General features: G+C 64.3%; 24 protein-coding genes. All 24 read left to right on the top strand.

Features of this window, described 5'->3' with window-relative positions:
• Window positions 1–204 precede the first annotated feature (204 nt).
• The 24 genes from rpsL (at window position 205) to rpmD (ending at window position 13,639) form a co-directional block, all read left to right on the top strand.
• The gene (gene rpsL, locus J3S89_RS08490) at window positions 205–576 is read left to right on the top strand and encodes a 30S ribosomal protein S12 (RefSeq protein ID WP_217927059.1); all 372 of its coding nucleotides are present in this window, start codon (window positions 205–207) and stop codon (window positions 574–576) included.
• Between the two features lie 83 nt (window positions 577–659).
• Window positions 660–1,130 (top strand): 30S ribosomal protein S7, encoded by a 471-nt coding sequence (rpsG, locus tag J3S89_RS08485; RefSeq protein ID WP_217927058.1) that lies wholly within the window; start codon window positions 660–662, stop codon window positions 1,128–1,130.
• 36 nt (window positions 1,131–1,166) lie between these two features.
• Entirely contained in the window at window positions 1,167–3,239 is a 2,073-nt protein-coding gene (gene fusA, locus J3S89_RS08480; RefSeq protein ID WP_217927057.1) for an elongation factor G, read from the top strand.
• 40 nt (window positions 3,240–3,279) lie between these two features.
• Window positions 3,280–4,470: an elongation factor Tu gene (gene tuf / locus J3S89_RS08475; protein ID WP_217927056.1), complete on the top strand. Its 1,191-nt coding sequence runs from the start codon at window positions 3,280–3,282 to the stop codon at window positions 4,468–4,470.
• A gap of 68 nt (window positions 4,471–4,538) precedes the next feature.
• Window positions 4,539–4,847 carry a 30S ribosomal protein S10 gene (rpsJ, locus tag J3S89_RS08470; protein ID WP_217927055.1) on the top strand — a complete coding sequence of 103 codons (309 nt, stop codon included), beginning with the start codon at window positions 4,539–4,541 and terminating at the stop codon, window positions 4,845–4,847.
• A 124-nt stretch (window positions 4,848–4,971) separates the two neighbouring features.
• Window positions 4,972–5,691 carry a 50S ribosomal protein L3 gene (gene rplC, locus J3S89_RS08465; RefSeq protein ID WP_217927054.1) on the top strand — a complete coding sequence of 240 codons (720 nt, stop codon included), beginning with the start codon at window positions 4,972–4,974 and terminating at the stop codon, window positions 5,689–5,691.
• Window positions 5,691–6,320 (top strand): 50S ribosomal protein L4, encoded by a 630-nt coding sequence (gene rplD / locus J3S89_RS08460; protein ID WP_217927053.1) that lies wholly within the window; start codon window positions 5,691–5,693, stop codon window positions 6,318–6,320. The genes rplC and rplD overlap by 1 nt, the downstream gene beginning before the upstream one ends.
• A 2-nt stretch (window positions 6,321–6,322) precedes the next feature.
• Complete coding sequence (locus J3S89_RS08455) at window positions 6,323–6,619, top strand: 50S ribosomal protein L23 (protein ID WP_217927052.1); 297 nt, start codon at window positions 6,323–6,325, stop codon at window positions 6,617–6,619.
• 19 nt (window positions 6,620–6,638) lie between these two features.
• Window positions 6,639–7,475 carry a 50S ribosomal protein L2 gene (gene rplB / locus J3S89_RS08450; RefSeq protein WP_217927051.1) on the top strand — a complete coding sequence of 279 codons (837 nt, stop codon included), beginning with the start codon at window positions 6,639–6,641 and terminating at the stop codon, window positions 7,473–7,475.
• A gap of 3 nt (window positions 7,476–7,478) precedes the next feature.
• On the top strand, window positions 7,479–7,757 hold the full coding sequence (gene rpsS, locus J3S89_RS08445; RefSeq protein WP_217927050.1) for a 30S ribosomal protein S19: 279 nt from the start codon (window positions 7,479–7,481) through the stop codon (window positions 7,755–7,757).
• A 5-nt stretch (window positions 7,758–7,762) separates the two neighbouring features.
• A complete protein-coding gene (rplV, locus tag J3S89_RS08440) occupies window positions 7,763–8,140 on the top strand; it encodes a 50S ribosomal protein L22 (RefSeq protein WP_217927049.1) in 378 nt (125 codons plus the stop codon).
• Complete coding sequence (rpsC, locus tag J3S89_RS08435) at window positions 8,140–8,910, top strand: 30S ribosomal protein S3 (RefSeq protein ID WP_217927048.1); 771 nt, start codon at window positions 8,140–8,142, stop codon at window positions 8,908–8,910. Before rplV ends, rpsC begins: the two co-directional genes overlap by 1 nt.
• A 36-nt stretch (window positions 8,911–8,946) precedes the next feature.
• Entirely contained in the window at window positions 8,947–9,360 is a 414-nt protein-coding gene (rplP, locus tag J3S89_RS08430) for a 50S ribosomal protein L16 (RefSeq protein ID WP_217927047.1), read from the top strand.
• A gap of 12 nt (window positions 9,361–9,372) precedes the next feature.
• Window positions 9,373–9,564, top strand: a complete 192-nt coding sequence (gene rpmC, locus J3S89_RS08425; RefSeq protein ID WP_217927046.1) for a 50S ribosomal protein L29 — start codon at window positions 9,373–9,375, stop codon at window positions 9,562–9,564.
• A gap of 12 nt (window positions 9,565–9,576) precedes the next feature.
• A complete protein-coding gene (gene rpsQ / locus J3S89_RS08420; protein WP_217927045.1) occupies window positions 9,577–9,819 on the top strand; it encodes a 30S ribosomal protein S17 in 243 nt (80 codons plus the stop codon).
• A 36-nt stretch (window positions 9,820–9,855) separates the two neighbouring features.
• Window positions 9,856–10,224, top strand: coding sequence for a 50S ribosomal protein L14 (gene rplN / locus J3S89_RS08415; RefSeq protein ID WP_217927044.1), 369 nt, complete (start codon window positions 9,856–9,858; stop codon window positions 10,222–10,224).
• Entirely contained in the window at window positions 10,224–10,538 is a 315-nt protein-coding gene (rplX, locus tag J3S89_RS08410) for a 50S ribosomal protein L24 (protein ID WP_217927043.1), read from the top strand. The genes rplN and rplX overlap by 1 nt, the downstream gene beginning before the upstream one ends.
• Complete coding sequence (gene rplE / locus J3S89_RS08405; protein WP_217927042.1) at window positions 10,531–11,091, top strand: 50S ribosomal protein L5; 561 nt, start codon at window positions 10,531–10,533, stop codon at window positions 11,089–11,091. Before rplX ends, rplE begins: the two co-directional genes overlap by 8 nt.
• Window positions 11,092–11,118: 27 nt before the next feature.
• Window positions 11,119–11,424 carry a 30S ribosomal protein S14 gene (gene rpsN, locus J3S89_RS08400; protein WP_217927041.1) on the top strand — a complete coding sequence of 102 codons (306 nt, stop codon included), beginning with the start codon at window positions 11,119–11,121 and terminating at the stop codon, window positions 11,422–11,424.
• Between the two features lie 13 nt (window positions 11,425–11,437).
• Entirely contained in the window at window positions 11,438–11,836 is a 399-nt protein-coding gene (gene rpsH / locus J3S89_RS08395; protein ID WP_217927040.1) for a 30S ribosomal protein S8, read from the top strand.
• Window positions 11,837–11,862: 26 nt separating this feature from the next.
• Complete coding sequence (rplF, locus tag J3S89_RS08390) at window positions 11,863–12,402, top strand: 50S ribosomal protein L6 (protein ID WP_217927039.1); 540 nt, start codon at window positions 11,863–11,865, stop codon at window positions 12,400–12,402.
• A 12-nt stretch (window positions 12,403–12,414) separates the two neighbouring features.
• Window positions 12,415–12,774 carry a 50S ribosomal protein L18 gene (rplR, locus tag J3S89_RS08385; protein WP_217927038.1) on the top strand — a complete coding sequence of 120 codons (360 nt, stop codon included), beginning with the start codon at window positions 12,415–12,417 and terminating at the stop codon, window positions 12,772–12,774.
• A 49-nt stretch (window positions 12,775–12,823) separates the two neighbouring features.
• A complete protein-coding gene (gene rpsE / locus J3S89_RS08380) occupies window positions 12,824–13,372 on the top strand; it encodes a 30S ribosomal protein S5 (protein ID WP_217927037.1) in 549 nt (182 codons plus the stop codon).
• A gap of 66 nt (window positions 13,373–13,438) precedes the next feature.
• Window positions 13,439–13,639, top strand: a complete 201-nt coding sequence (gene rpmD / locus J3S89_RS08375; protein ID WP_217927036.1) for a 50S ribosomal protein L30 — start codon at window positions 13,439–13,441, stop codon at window positions 13,637–13,639.
• Window positions 13,640–13,653: the final 14 nt, after the last annotated feature.

Genomic DNA, 13,653 nt, shown 5'->3' with positions numbered 1-13,653 from the left:
AAGCCGAAGATCATGACCGAGTTCGCTTGGTCCTCTGACTTTTCGCGCCGGACGGGGACGATGTTCCCGGGCCCGGTGCTTTTCGTTCGTTCCCCTGGGGACGGAGAGATCGCTGCCCGGTGGTAGCCGGGTTGCCGCCCAAGAGACGCGCCGTGCGCATGAAAGGGGGCCGTGAGGCCCTGGTCACGAGAAGGCTGAAGACGAATGCCGACGATCAACCAGCTCATCCGCAGCCCGCGGCAGGCTCCGACCAAGCGGAACAAGGTTCCGGCGATGGAAGCCTGCCCGCAGAAGCGCGGTGTGTGCACTCGCGTCTACACGACGACGCCGAAGAAGCCGAACTCCGCGCTCCGTAAGGTCGCCAAGGTTCGTCTGACGAACGGCTTCGAAGTGATCGGCTACATCCCGGGCGAAGGTCACAACCTTCAGGAACACTCGGTGGTGATGATCCGCGGTGGCCGCGTCAAGGACTTGCCGGGTGTGCGCTATCACATCCTGCGCGGCGTCCTCGACACCCAGGGCGTCAAGGACCGCAAGCAGCGCCGTTCCAAGTACGGCGCCAAGCGTCCGAAGTGATCCGTAGCGAAGCGTAGGATCGGCCCCGGGCACGTCGTCCGGGGTCCTGCGTGAAAAAAGTTTCGAACGACCGAGGAAGACATATGTCCCGTCGTCACTCTGCCGAGAAGCGTGAGATCAACCCGGATCCGAAGTTCGGTGACATCATCGTTTCGAAGTTCATGAACAACGTGATGGAAGACGGCAAGAAGTCGGTCGCCGAGTCGATCGTCTACGGTGCCTTCGACCTGATCGAGTCGAAGACCCGTCAGGATCCGCTGGCGATCTTCCACTCGGCGCTCGAGAACGTCGCTCCGCAGATCGAGGTTCGGTCGCGTCGCGTCGGCGGTGCCACCTACCAGGTTCCGGTCGAGGTTCGCACCGAGCGCCGTCAGGCCCTCGCGATCCGCTGGCTGCTCTCGGCCACTCGTGGTCGCAACGAAAAGACGATGACGGAGCGGCTCTCCGCCGAGCTGCTCGACGCGTCGAACAACCGCGGCAACGCGGTGAAGAAGCGGGAGGATACCCACCGCATGGCGGAGGCGAACCGCGCCTTCTCCCATTACCGCTGGTGAGTTCCGCTACTCTCGACGTATCAGACGAGGTCAGTCATGCCCCGACTTCACGCCATCGAAGACTATCGCAACTTCGGCATCATGGCCCACATCGATGCCGGCAAGACGACGACGACCGAGCGCGTGCTCTATTACTCCGGTAAGAGCCACAAGATCGGTGAAGTGCACGACGGCGCCGCCACCATGGACTTCATGGAGCAGGAGCAGGAGCGTGGCATCACGATCACGTCCGCCGCGACCACGACGTTCTGGAACGGCAAGCGCCTGAACATCATCGACACCCCCGGCCACGTCGACTTCACCATCGAAGTCGAGCGTTCGCTGCGCGTGCTCGACGGCGCCGTGTGCGTGCTCGACTCCAACCAGGGTGTCGAGCCGCAGACCGAGACCGTGTGGCGTCAGGGCGACAAGTACAACGTCCCGCGCATCGTCTTCTGCAACAAGATGGACAAGATCGGCGCCGATTTCGACCGCTGTGTCTCGGACATCAAGACCCGTCTCGGTGCCCGTCCGATTCCGATCCAGATCCCGATCGGTTCGGAAGCGAACTTCGCCGGTCTGGTCGATCTGGTCCGCATGAAGGCGGTCGTGTGGGAGAACGAGGCGCTCGGCGCCAACTACCACGACGAAGAGATCCCGGCCGACCTGCTCGCCAAGTGCGAAGCCGCGCGCATCGAGATGATCGAAGCCTGCGTCGAGCTCGACGAGGACGCGATGGAGCAGTATCTCGAGGGCAATCTGCCCGACGAGGCGACCATCAAGCGGCTCCTCCGCAAGGCGGTCATCACCGGCGCCTTCTACCCGGTCCTGTGCGGCTCGGCCTTCAAGAACAAGGGCGTTCAGCCCCTGCTCGACGCCGTCGTCGACTACCTGCCGTCGCCGCTCGATCGCCCCGCGATCAAGGGCATCGACGTCAAGACCGACGAAGAGACCGAGCGCAAGTCCTCGGACAGCGATCCGCTGGCTCTCCTGGGCTTCAAGCTCATGGACGACCAGTACGGCATCCTGACCTTCTGCCGCATCTACTCGGGCAAGCTCGAGAAGGGCGTCTCGCTGCTGAACTCGGTTCGCGGCAAGACCGAGCGCGTCGGCCGCATGGTTCTCATGCACGCCGACAGCCGTGAGGAGATCTCCGAGGCCTATGCCGGCGACATCGTCGCCCTGGTCGGCCTCAAGGACACCCGCACCGGCGACACGCTCTGCGACCCGAACCATCCGGTCATCCTGGAGCGCATGGAGTTCCCCGAGCCCGTCATCGAGATGGCGGTCGAGCCGAAGTCCAAGGGCGATCAGGAGAAGATGGGCGTCGCTCTCGCGAAGCTCGCGGCCGAGGATCCGTCCTTCCGCGTGACGACCGACAGCGAGTCCGGCCAGACCATCATCAAGGGCATGGGCGAGCTTCACCTCGACATCAAAGTCGACATCCTGAAGCGCACCCACAAGGTGGAAGTCAATGTCGGCGCCCCGCAGGTCGCCTACCGCGAGACCATCCGCCGCTCGACCGACATCGACTACACCCACAAGAAGCAGACCGGCGGTACCGGCCAGTTCGCTCGGGTGAAGTTCCACATCGAGCCGAACGAGTCCGGCAAGGGCTTCGAGTTCGAATCGAAGATCATCGGCGGCGCGGTGCCGAAGGAATACTTCCCCGGCGTCGAGAAGGGCCTCAACTCGGTCCTCACCTCGGGTCCGGTGGCTGGCTTCCCGGTGGTCGACGTCAAGGTTCAGCTGATCGACGGCGCCTATCACGAGGTCGACTCCTCGGCGATCGCCTTCGAAATCGCCTCGCGCGCGGCCTTCCGTGAAGGTCTCGAAAAGGCGGGCGCGGTTCTGCTCGAGCCGATCATGAAGGTCGAGGTCGTGACCCCCGAGGAGTATCTCGGATCGGTCATCGGCGACCTCAACTCCCGCCGCGGTCAGATCGCCGGCACCGATACGCGCGGCAACGCGCAGATCGTCAACGCGATGGTACCGCTGGCCAACATGTTCGGCTACGTGAACACGCTGCGCTCCTTCTCCCAGGGTCGCGCCAGCTACACCATGCTGTTCGACCACTACGAAGAAGTGCCGTCGAACGTCGCCGCCGAAGTCCAGAAGAAGTTCGCCTGATCTGCCGATCACGCCAGTTTGAGGAACGCGGAGAAATCCGATGGCCAAAGAAAAGTTCGAACGCACGAAGCCGCACTGCAACATCGGCACGATCGGCCACGTCGACCATGGCAAGACGTCGCTGACGGCGGCGATCACCAAGGTGCTGGCCGAGACCGGCGGCGCCACCTTCAAGGCGTACGATCAGATCGACGCTGCGCCGGAAGAGAAGGCGCGCGGCATCACGATCAACACGGCTCACGTCGAGTATCAGACGCAGAAGCGCCACTACGCGCACGTCGACTGCCCCGGCCACGCCGACTACGTGAAGAACATGATCACCGGCGCGGCGCAGATGGACGGCGCGATCCTGGTGGTGTCGGCCGCCGACGGCCCGATGCCGCAGACCCGCGAGCACATCCTGCTCGCCCGTCAGGTCGGCGTTCCGGCGCTGGTGGTGTTCCTGAACAAGGTCGACCTGGTCGACGACGCCGAGCTCCTGGAGCTGGTCGAGCTCGAGGTTCGCGAGCTTCTGTCGTCCTACGGCTTCGACGGCGACAACATTCCGATCATCGCCGGCTCGGCGACGGAAGCGCTCAAGGACGGCAACCCGGAGTACGGCCGTGACGCCGTTCTCAAGCTGATGGCTGCCGTCGACGAGTACATCCCGCAGCCGGAGCGTCCGGTCGACCAGCCCTTCCTGATGCCGGTCGAGGACGTGTTCACGATCTCGGGCCGCGGCACCGTGGTGACCGGCCGTGTCGAGCGTGGCGTGATCAAGGTGGGCGAGGAAGTCGAGATCGTCGGCATCCGTCCGACCCGCAAGACGACCTGCACGGGCGTGGAGATGTTCCGCAAGCTGCTCGACTCGGGACAGGCGGGCGACAACATCGGCGCGCTGCTTCGCGGCATCGAGCGCAAGGACGTCGAGCGCGGTCAGGTTCTGTGCAAGCCCGGTTCGGTGACCCCGCACACCAAGTTCGAGGCGGAAGCCTACATCCTGACGAAGGAAGAGGGTGGCCGTCACACGCCGTTCTTCTCGAACTATCGTCCGCAGTTCTACTTCCGCACGACCGACGTGACCGGCATGTGCCAGCTGCCCGAGGGCACCGAGATGGTGATGCCGGGCGACAACGTGAAGCTGGTCGTCGAACTGATCGTTCCGATCGCGATGGAAGAGAAGCTCCGCTTCGCCATCCGTGAAGGCGGTCGCACCGTCGGCGCCGGCGTCGTCGCCAAGATCATCGCCTGAAGCGATCGCGGACGGAGCGGGAGAGACCTCCTGCTCCGGTCCGGATCGGAACCTCAGAGGGTTCAGTAATGAACGGTCAGAACATCCGTATCCGCCTCAAGGCGTTCGACCACCGGGTCCTCGACGCCTCGACGCGCGAGATCGTCAGCACGGCGAAGCGCACGGGCGCCTCGGTCCGTGGTCCGGTTCCGCTGCCGACGCGGATCGAGAAGTTCACGGTCAACCGCTCGCCGCACGTCGACAAGAAGAGCCGTGAGCAGTTCGAAATTCGCACCCACAAGCGCCTGCTCGACATCATCGACCCGACCCCTCAGACGGTCGACGCTCTGATGAAGCTCGATCTGGCCGCCGGTGTCGACGTCGAGATCAAGCTCTGATCGCCTGAGCGAGAAGAGCCTCTGAGCCTCGACAGCCATGCTCGGTGAACGCGACGTTCCCTGAGCCTCTGACTAAATCCGGAGCGTTTCACTTTCGTGACGCTCCATGAAGAGAGAGAACGCCATGCGTTCAGGTGTGATCGCACAGAAGCTGGGCATGACCCGCATCTACACGGATGCGGGCGAGCAGGTCCCGGTCACGGTTCTGCGCCTCGACAATTGTCAGGTCGTCGCCCATCGGACCGAAGAGAAGAACGGCTACACCGCGCTGCAGCTCGGTGCCGGCCTCGCCAAGGTGAAGAACACCACGCAGCCGATGCGCGGTCACTTCGCCAAGGCCGAAGTCGAGCCCAAGCGCAAGCTGGTCGAGTTCCGCGTCGACGCGGACAAGATGATCGACGTCGGTGCCGAAATCACCGCCGATCACTTCCTCGTCGGTCAGTTCGTGGACGTCACCGGCACTTCGGTCGGTAAAGGCTTCCAGGGCGGCATGAAGCGTTGGAACTTCGGTGGTCTGCGTGCCACCCACGGCGTGTCGGTCTCGCACCGTTCGCTGGGTTCCACGGGTAACCGCCAGGATCCGGGTCGCACCTTCAAGAACAAGAAGATGGCCGGCCACATGGGCTCCGACCGCGTGACCACCCAGAACCTCAAGGTCGTTCGCACCGACGTAGAGCGTGGCCTGATCCTCGTCGAGGGTTCGGTTCCCGGCTCCAAGGGCGGCTGGATCATCGTTCGCGACGCCGTGAAGCGCAAGGCTCCGGATGGCCTGCCCCTGCCGGGCGCCTTCCGTAAGGCCGCCGCGCCGGTCGTCGCGGCCACGGAAGAGAAGGGGGCCGAGTGATGGATCTCCAGGTCAAGAAACTGGACGGCACCGACGCCGGCACGATCTCCGTCTCCGACGAGATCTTCGGCCTCGAGCCCCGCGCGGATCTGATCCAGCGCGTCGTGAAGTGGCAGCTCGCCAAGCGTCAGGCCGGCACCCACAAGGTGAAGGGCCGCTCCGAGATCGCCCGCACCGGCAAGAAGATGTACAAGCAGAAGGGCACCGGCGGCGCTCGCCACGGCTCCCAGCGCGCTCCCATCTTCCGCGGCGGTGGACGTGCCCATGGTCCGGTCGTGCGCTCGCATGCGCATGATCTGCCGAAGAAGGTGCGCGTGCTCGGTCTGAAGCACGCTCTCTCCTCGAAGGCCGCTTCGTCCTCGATCGTCGTGCTCGAATCGGCTATTGCCGCCGAGCCGAAGACCAAGGTGCTCGCCGCTCAGTTCGAGAAGCTCGGCTTCGCGAACGCCCTGGTGGTGGCCGGCGCCGAGATCGACGCGAACTTCGGTCTCGCCGCGCGCAACATCCCGAACGTCGACGTGCTGCCCATCCAGGGCCTGAACGTCTACGACATCCTGCGTCGTCACACGCTCGTCCTCACCAAGGACGCGGTCGACGCGATCGAAGCTCGGTTCCGGGCGGAGGCGTGATCATGGCGATCCAGCTGTCACACTACGACGTGATCCGGTCTCCGGTCATCACCGAGAAGTCCACCATCGCCGCCGAGCAGAACAAGGTGGTGTTCAACGTCGCCAAGTCCGCGACCAAGCCCGAGATCAAGGCCGCCGTCGAGGCGCTGTTCAAGGTCAAGGTCAAGAGCGTCAACACCCTGGTCCGTCTCGGCAAGGTCAAGCGCTTCAAGGGCTTCGTCGGCAAGCAGGACGACGTCAAGAAGGCGATCGTGACCCTCGTCGAGGGTCACCGGATCGACGTCACGACCGGCCTCTGAGGACGAAGGGTAGAAAACCATGGCGCTCAAGACCTTCAATCCGGTCACGCCCAGCCTTCGTCAGCTGGTGATCGTCGACCGCTCGGGCCTCTACAAGGGCAAGCCGATGAAGACCCTCACCGAGGGTCTTTCGAAGTCCGGTGGCCGCAACAACCTGGGCCGCATCACCGCGCGCTTCCGGGGTGGTGGACACAAGCGGACCTATCGCGTCGTCGACTTCAAGCGTCGCAAGGTCGACGTGTCGGCGACCGTCGAGCGGCTCGAGTACGATCCGAACCGTTCCGCCTTCATCGCGCTCATCCGCTATGAGGACGGCGAGTTCTCCTACATCCTGGCGCCGCAGCGTCTGGCCGTCGGCGACACCGTGGTGTCCGGCGCGTCCGTCGACGTGAAGCCCGGCAACGCGATGCCGATCGGCAACATCCCGGTCGGAACCATCGTGCACAACATCGAGCTGAAGCCCGCCAAGGGTGGTCAGATCGCGCGTTCGGCCGGTTCCTACGCGCAGATCGTCGGTCGCGACCAGGGCTACGTCATCGTTCGTCTGGGCTCGGGCGAGCAGCGTCTGATCCTCGGCACCTGCCTGGCCACGGTCGGCGCGGTGTCGAACCCGGATCACATGAACACGTCGGACGGCAAGGCGGGTCGCTCTCGCTGGCTGGGCCGTCGTCCCCACAACCGTGGTGTCGTCATGAACCCGGTCGATCATCCGCACGGCGGCGGCGAAGGCCGCACCTCCGGCGGTCGTCATCCGGTGACCCCGTGGGGCAAGCCGACCAAGGGCAAGAAGACCCGGTCGAACAAGGCGACGAACAAGTTCATCGTCCGCTCGCGCCACGCCAAGAAGGGTAAGTAATCCATGGCTCGTTCTGTCTGGAAAGGCCCGTTCGTCGACGGTTACCTCCTGAAGAAGGCCGAGAAGGCTCGGTCTTCGGGGCGGGCCGAAGTGATCAAGATCTGGAGCCGTCGCTCCACGATCCTGCCGCACTTCGTCGGTCTCACCTTCGGCGTCTACAACGGTCAGAAGCATGTCCCCGTCCTCGTCTCCGAGGATATGGTCGGTCAGAAGTTCGGTGAGTTCTCGCCGACCCGTACCTACTACGGTCACGCTGCCGACAAGAAGGCGAAGAGGAAGTAAGCCCCATGTCGAAGCCGAAGACCGAACGGGCGCTGAAGGATACCGAGGCCAAGGCGGTGACGCGGATGATCCGTGTGTCGCCCCAGAAGCTGAACCTCGTCGCCGCCCTCATCCGTGGCAAGAAGGTCTCGTCCGCCCTGGCCGACCTGACCTTCTCGCGCAAGCGCATCGCCGGGACCGTCAAGAAGACGCTCGAGAGCGCCATCGCCAACGCCGAGAACAACCACGAGCTCGACGTCGACAGCCTGGTCGTCGCCGAAGCCTTCGTCGGTAAGGCCCTGGTCATGAAGCGTTTCCACGCTCGTGCCCGTGGCCGCGCCTCGCGCGTCGAAAAGCCGTTCTCGAACCTGACGATCGTCGTCCGCGAAGTGGAGTCAGCCTGATGGGACAGAAGGTCAACCCGATCGGTCTCCGACTCGGCATCAACCGGACCTGGGATTCGCGCTGGTACGCCGGCAAGGGCGAATACGGCAAGCTGCTGCATGAGGATCTCGCGATCCGCAAGTATCTGCTCGCCGAGCTGAAGCAGGCCGCGGTCTCCAAGATCGTCATCGAGCGCCCGCACAAGAAGTGCCGGGTGTCGATCCACACCGCCCGTCCGGGCGTGGTGATCGGCAAGAAGGGCGGCGACATCGACAAGCTCCGCAAGGGCGTCGCCAAGCTGACGGACTCGGAAGTCCACATCAACATCGTCGAGGTACGCAAGCCCGAGATCGATGCGAACCTGGTGGCTTCCTCGATCGCTCAGCAGCTCGAGCGTCGTGTCGCCTTCCGTCGCGCCATGAAGCGCGCCGTGCAGTCGGCCATGCGCTTCGGCGCCGAGGGCATCCGCATCAACGCGGCCGGCCGTCTCGGCGGCGCTGAAATCGCGCGCCTCGAGTGGTATCGTGAGGGTCGGGTTCCGCTGCACACGCTGCGTGCGGACGTCGACTTCGGCGTCGCCACCGCGATCACGGCCTACGGCACCTGCGGCCTGAAGGTCTGGATCTTCAAGGGCGAGATCCTCGAGCACGATCCGATGGCCTCCGAGCGCAAGGCTCTGGAGCCCGACAACAGCCGTGGCGGCCGTCCGGAAGGACGCGATCGCGACCGGGATCGGGACGGTGATCGTCGGGGTCGTAATCGTCGCGATCGGGACAGCGAGCGGGCCTGAGGCCGGCAGCAAGATTGAAAGAGTGAGAGAACGACGATGCTGCAGCCGAAGCGCACGAAGTTCCGCAAGCAGTTCAAGGGCCGGATCAAGGGCGCCGCGAAGGGCGGCTTCACCCTCGATTTCGGAACCTATGGCCTGAAGGCGTTGGAGCCGGAGCGGGTGACCGCCCGGCAGATCGAGGCGGCCCGCCGCGCGATCACCCGTCAGATGAAGCGTCAGGGTCGCGTGTGGATTCGCGTGTTCCCCGACGTTCCGGTTTCTTCGAAGCCGACCGAAGTGCGCATGGGTAAGGGCAAGGGTGCTCCCGAATATTGGGCGGCTCGTGTCAACCCCGGGCGCATCCTGTTCGAGATCGATGGCGTGAGCCACGAGATCGCGGAAGAAGCGCTCCGTCTCGGTGCCGCCAAGCTCCCGATCCGCACGCGCTTCATCGAGCGCATCGCCGACTGAGAGGGTTGACCGATGAAGATCGCCGACATCCGGACGAAAACGGCCGACGAACTCGCCGACGAGCTCGAGACGCTGAAGAAAGAGCAGTTCAACCTTCGCTTCCAGAAGGCCACCGGACAGCTCGAGAACACGGCGCGAGTGCGCCAGGTCCGGCGCGACATCGCGCGGATTCAGACCATCATCCGCGCCAAGCGCGCGAGCTAAGGGACAACCGCCATGCCGAAGCGCGTGCTGCAGGGCGTCGTGGTCAGCGACAAGAACGACAAGACCATCGTGGTCGAGGTGGAGCGTCGCTTCACCCATCCGCTTCTGAAGAAGACCGTGCGTCGTTCGAAGAAGTACCACGCTCACGATGAAGAGAACCGCTTCAAGGTCGGTGACCAGGTCGCGATCGAAGAGGGCCGTCCGCTGTCGAAGAACAAGCGGTGGGTCGTCCTCGGTCCGGTCGGCGCCCTCTGAAGCTCGGCGAACGTTAGATAAGAAAGGCGGTCGGTCATGATTCAAATGCAGACCAACCTCGACGTCGCCGACAACTCGGGTGCCAAGCGCGTCATGTGCATCAAGGTACTCGGCGGTTCGAAGCGCAAATACGCCACCATCGGCGACATCATCGTGGTGTCGGTGAAGGAGGCGATCCCCCGCGGCCGCGTCAAGAAGGGCGACGTCATGAAGGCGATCGTCGTGCGCGTGTCGAAGGACATTCACCGGGCGGACGGACAGGTCATCCGTTTCGACCGCAACGCGGCCGTTCTGATCAACAATCAGAAGGAGCCGATCGGGACTCGTATCTTCGGGCCGGTTCCGCGCGAGCTTCGCGCCAAGAACCACACGAAGATCCTCTCGCTGGCGCCGGAGGTGCTGTAATGGCCGCGAAGATCAAGAAGGGCGACAACGTCGTCGTGCTCGCCGGCCGTGACAAGGGCAAGGCGGGCGAAGTGATCCAGGTGATGCCGGCGGAGGAGCGTGCGCTCGTTCGCGGGATCAACATGGTTCAGCGTCATCAGAAGCCGCAGGGCGTCAACGAGGGCGGGATCATCTCGAAAGAGGCGCCGATCCACCTCTCGAACCTGGCGATCGCCGACAAGGACGGCAAGCCCACCCGCGTCGGTTTCAAGAAGTTGGACGACGGCCGCAAGGTCCGTTTCGCCAAGCGCTCGGGAGACCTGATCGATGGCTGAGGCCGCTACCCTTTCGCCGCGGATGAAGCAGCACTACGAGGACGTGGTGCGCCCGGCGATGATCGAGAAGTTCGGCTACAAGAACGCGTTCGAAGTGCCGGTTCTCGACAAGATCGTTCTGAACATGGGTGTCGGCGAAGCCGTCGCCGATTCCAAGAAGGCGGCCGTCGCGGCTGCGGACCTCGCGCTCATCGCCGGCCAGAAGCCGGTCGTGACCCGCGCCCGCAAGGCGATCGCGACCTTCAAGATCCGTGAGAACATGCCGATCGGCGCGAAGGTCACCCTCCGCAAGTCGCGCATGTACGAGTTCCTGGACCGTCTGGTCACGATCGCGCTGCCGCGCGTTCGCGACTTCCGCGGCCTGAACCCCAAGAGCTTCGACGGCCGCGGCAACTATGCCATGGGCGTCAAGGAGCACATCGTGTTCCCCGAGATCAACTACGACAAAGTCGACCAGATCTGGGGTATGGACATCATCGTCTGTACGACGGCGAAGACCGACGAAGAAGCCCGAGAGCTGCTCAAGCTCTTCAACTTCCCGTTCCGTCAGTGAGCCGTTACGGCAGAGGATAGGAAAGACATGGCCAAGAAGAGCTCGATCGAGAAGAACAACCGGCGTCGGCATATGACGTCGCGCGATCTCAAGAAGCGCACCGAATTGAAGACGGTGATCATGAATCGCGAGTCCTCGCCGGAGGAGCGCATGCAGGCGGTGCTGAAGCTCGCCGAAATGCCGCGCAACGGCGCCAAGGTCCGCATTCGCAACCGCTGCGAAGTCACCGGCCGTCCGCGCGCCTACTATCGCAAGCTGAAGATGTCGCGCGTCGCGCTTCGCGAACTGGGCAACATGGGCATGATCCCGGGCCTCGTCAAGTCGAGCTGGTGAGGAACAGAACGCCATGACCATGACCGATCCTCTGGGCGATATGATCACCCGCATCCGCAATGCGCAGATGCGCAAGAAGACCAAGGTCTCGACCCCGGCCTCCAAGCTGCGCGGCAACCTGCTCGAAGTCCTGAAGAGCGAGGGCTACATCCGTGGCTTCGCCAAGGTCGACTTCGACGGCGGCAAGTCCGAGTACGAGATCGAGCTGAAGTACTTCGACGGCCAGCCCGTGATCCGCGAAATCTCGCGAGTCTCGAAGCCCGGCCGCCGCGTCTACACCTCGGTCGACAACATTCCGCGTGTCGCCAACGGCCTCGGCGTGACCATCCTGTCGACGCCGAAGGGCGTGATGGCCGATCATGCCGCCCGTGAAGCCAACGTCGGCGGCGAAGTGCTCTGCAAGGTCTTCTGAGGCCGGAAAACGAGACGGGGTTCCCCATGTCACGCATCGGAAAGAAGGCCGTGCCGGTTCCTGCCGGCGTCTCCGCGGAAATCGCGGGTCAGGCCGTCAACGTCAAGGGCCCGAAGGGTGCCCTTTCCTTCGACGTCCACGAGCTGGTCGAGGTTGCTCAGACCGCCGATGGCATCGCCGTCAAGCCGAAGGACGAGTCCAAGCTCGCCCGTTCGCTCTGGGGCATGTCGCGGACGATGATCTCCAACCTGATCGTCGGTGTTTCGAAGGGCTTCGAGAAGAAGCTCGAGATCAACGGCGTCGGTTACAAGGCGGCACTCAACGGCAAGACGCTGACGCTGTCGCTCGGCTACAGCCACGACGTGCTGTTCCCGGTTCCGGAAGGGATCACGATCCAGGTCCTCGGGCCGAAGCAGGATCAGATCATCGTGTCCGGCATCGACAAGCAGCAGGTCGGCCAGGTCGCGGCCGAGATCCGCGAATGGCGCGGCCCCGAGCCCTACAAGGGCAAGGGCGTCAAGTACGCCGACGAGAAGATCTTCCGCAAGGAAGGCAAGAAGAAGTAAGGAGCTGCCGCCATGGCCCATCAGACCACTACGGAGCGTCGTGCGGCTCGCGTGCGCCGTGCCGTCAAGGCGGCGGCGAACGGCCGTCCCCGGCTCTCGGTTCATCGCTCGTCGAAGAACATCTATGCTCAGGTCATCGACGATGCGAACGGGGTCACCCTCGCCGCCGCGTCGACCCTGGATGCCTCGCTCAAGGGCAGCCTGAAGACCGGCGCCGACAAGGCCGCGGCGGAAGCCGTCGGCAAGCTCGTCGCCGAGCGTGCGGTCGCCGCGGGTGTGAAGCAGGTCGTGCTCGATCGCGGCCGCTTCATCTACCACGGTCGCGTCAAGGCGCTCGCCGATGCCGCTCGTGAGGGCGGCCTCGACTTCTGATCACGGATTGAGGCGCGCCGAGACGGCAGCGCACGAGGGAAGAACCGACATGGCAAAGCTCGAGCGGGAAGAACGCGACAGCGAATTCGTCGACCGGCTGGTGCACATCAACCGCGTCGCCAAGGTGGTGAAGGGTGGCCGTCGCTTCGGCTTCGCCGCGCTCGTCGTCGTGGGCGACCAGAAGGGCCGCGTGGGCTTTGGCCACGGCAAGGCCCGTGAAGTGCCCGAGGCGATCCGCAAGGCGACGGAAGCCGCCAAGCGTGGCCTCATCCGCGTGTCGCTCCGCGAGGGTCGCACGCTCCATCACGACGTCGTCGGCCATCACGGTGCCGGTCGCGTCATCGTCCGCGCCGCACCGGCCGGTACCGGCATCATCGCCGGCGGCCCGATGCGCGCCGTCTTCGAGACGCTGGGTGTCCAGGACGTCGTCGCCAAGTCGATGGGGTCTTCGAACCCCTACAACATGGTGCGCGCGACCTTCGACGCCCTCAAGGCCGAGGACAGCCCCCGTTCCGTCGCCGCTCGCCGCGGCATGAAAGTGTCGACCCTGCAGGCCCGTCGCGGTGCCGAGGGCGCCGAGGCTTCGGCCGAAGCGTGAGACGTGCCGGAACCCTGTTCGTGAGGGCAGGGGATCCCGGTGTTGAAAGAAGCAAGGGTGAACCCCATGTCGAACTCTGCCACGGTCAAGACGGTCACGGTCGAGCAGATCGGTAGCCCGATCCGCCGCCCGGACGTTCAGGAGAAGACCCTGATCGGCCTCGGCCTCAACAAGCGGCATCGCCGTTCGACCCTGGAGGATACTCCGGCGGTCCGCGGAATGATCGCCAAGGTCGCCCATCTCGTTCGCGTCATCGACGAGAACTGAGCCATCAGGAGCGG

The organism is Pinisolibacter aquiterrae (assembly GCF_019160155.1).
Taxonomy (GTDB): Bacteria; Pseudomonadota; Alphaproteobacteria; order Rhizobiales; family Ancalomicrobiaceae; genus Pinisolibacter; species Pinisolibacter aquiterrae.
The sequence above is the reverse complement of the archived record's forward strand: the minus strand, read 5'-3'. Positions and strand labels throughout refer to the sequence as shown.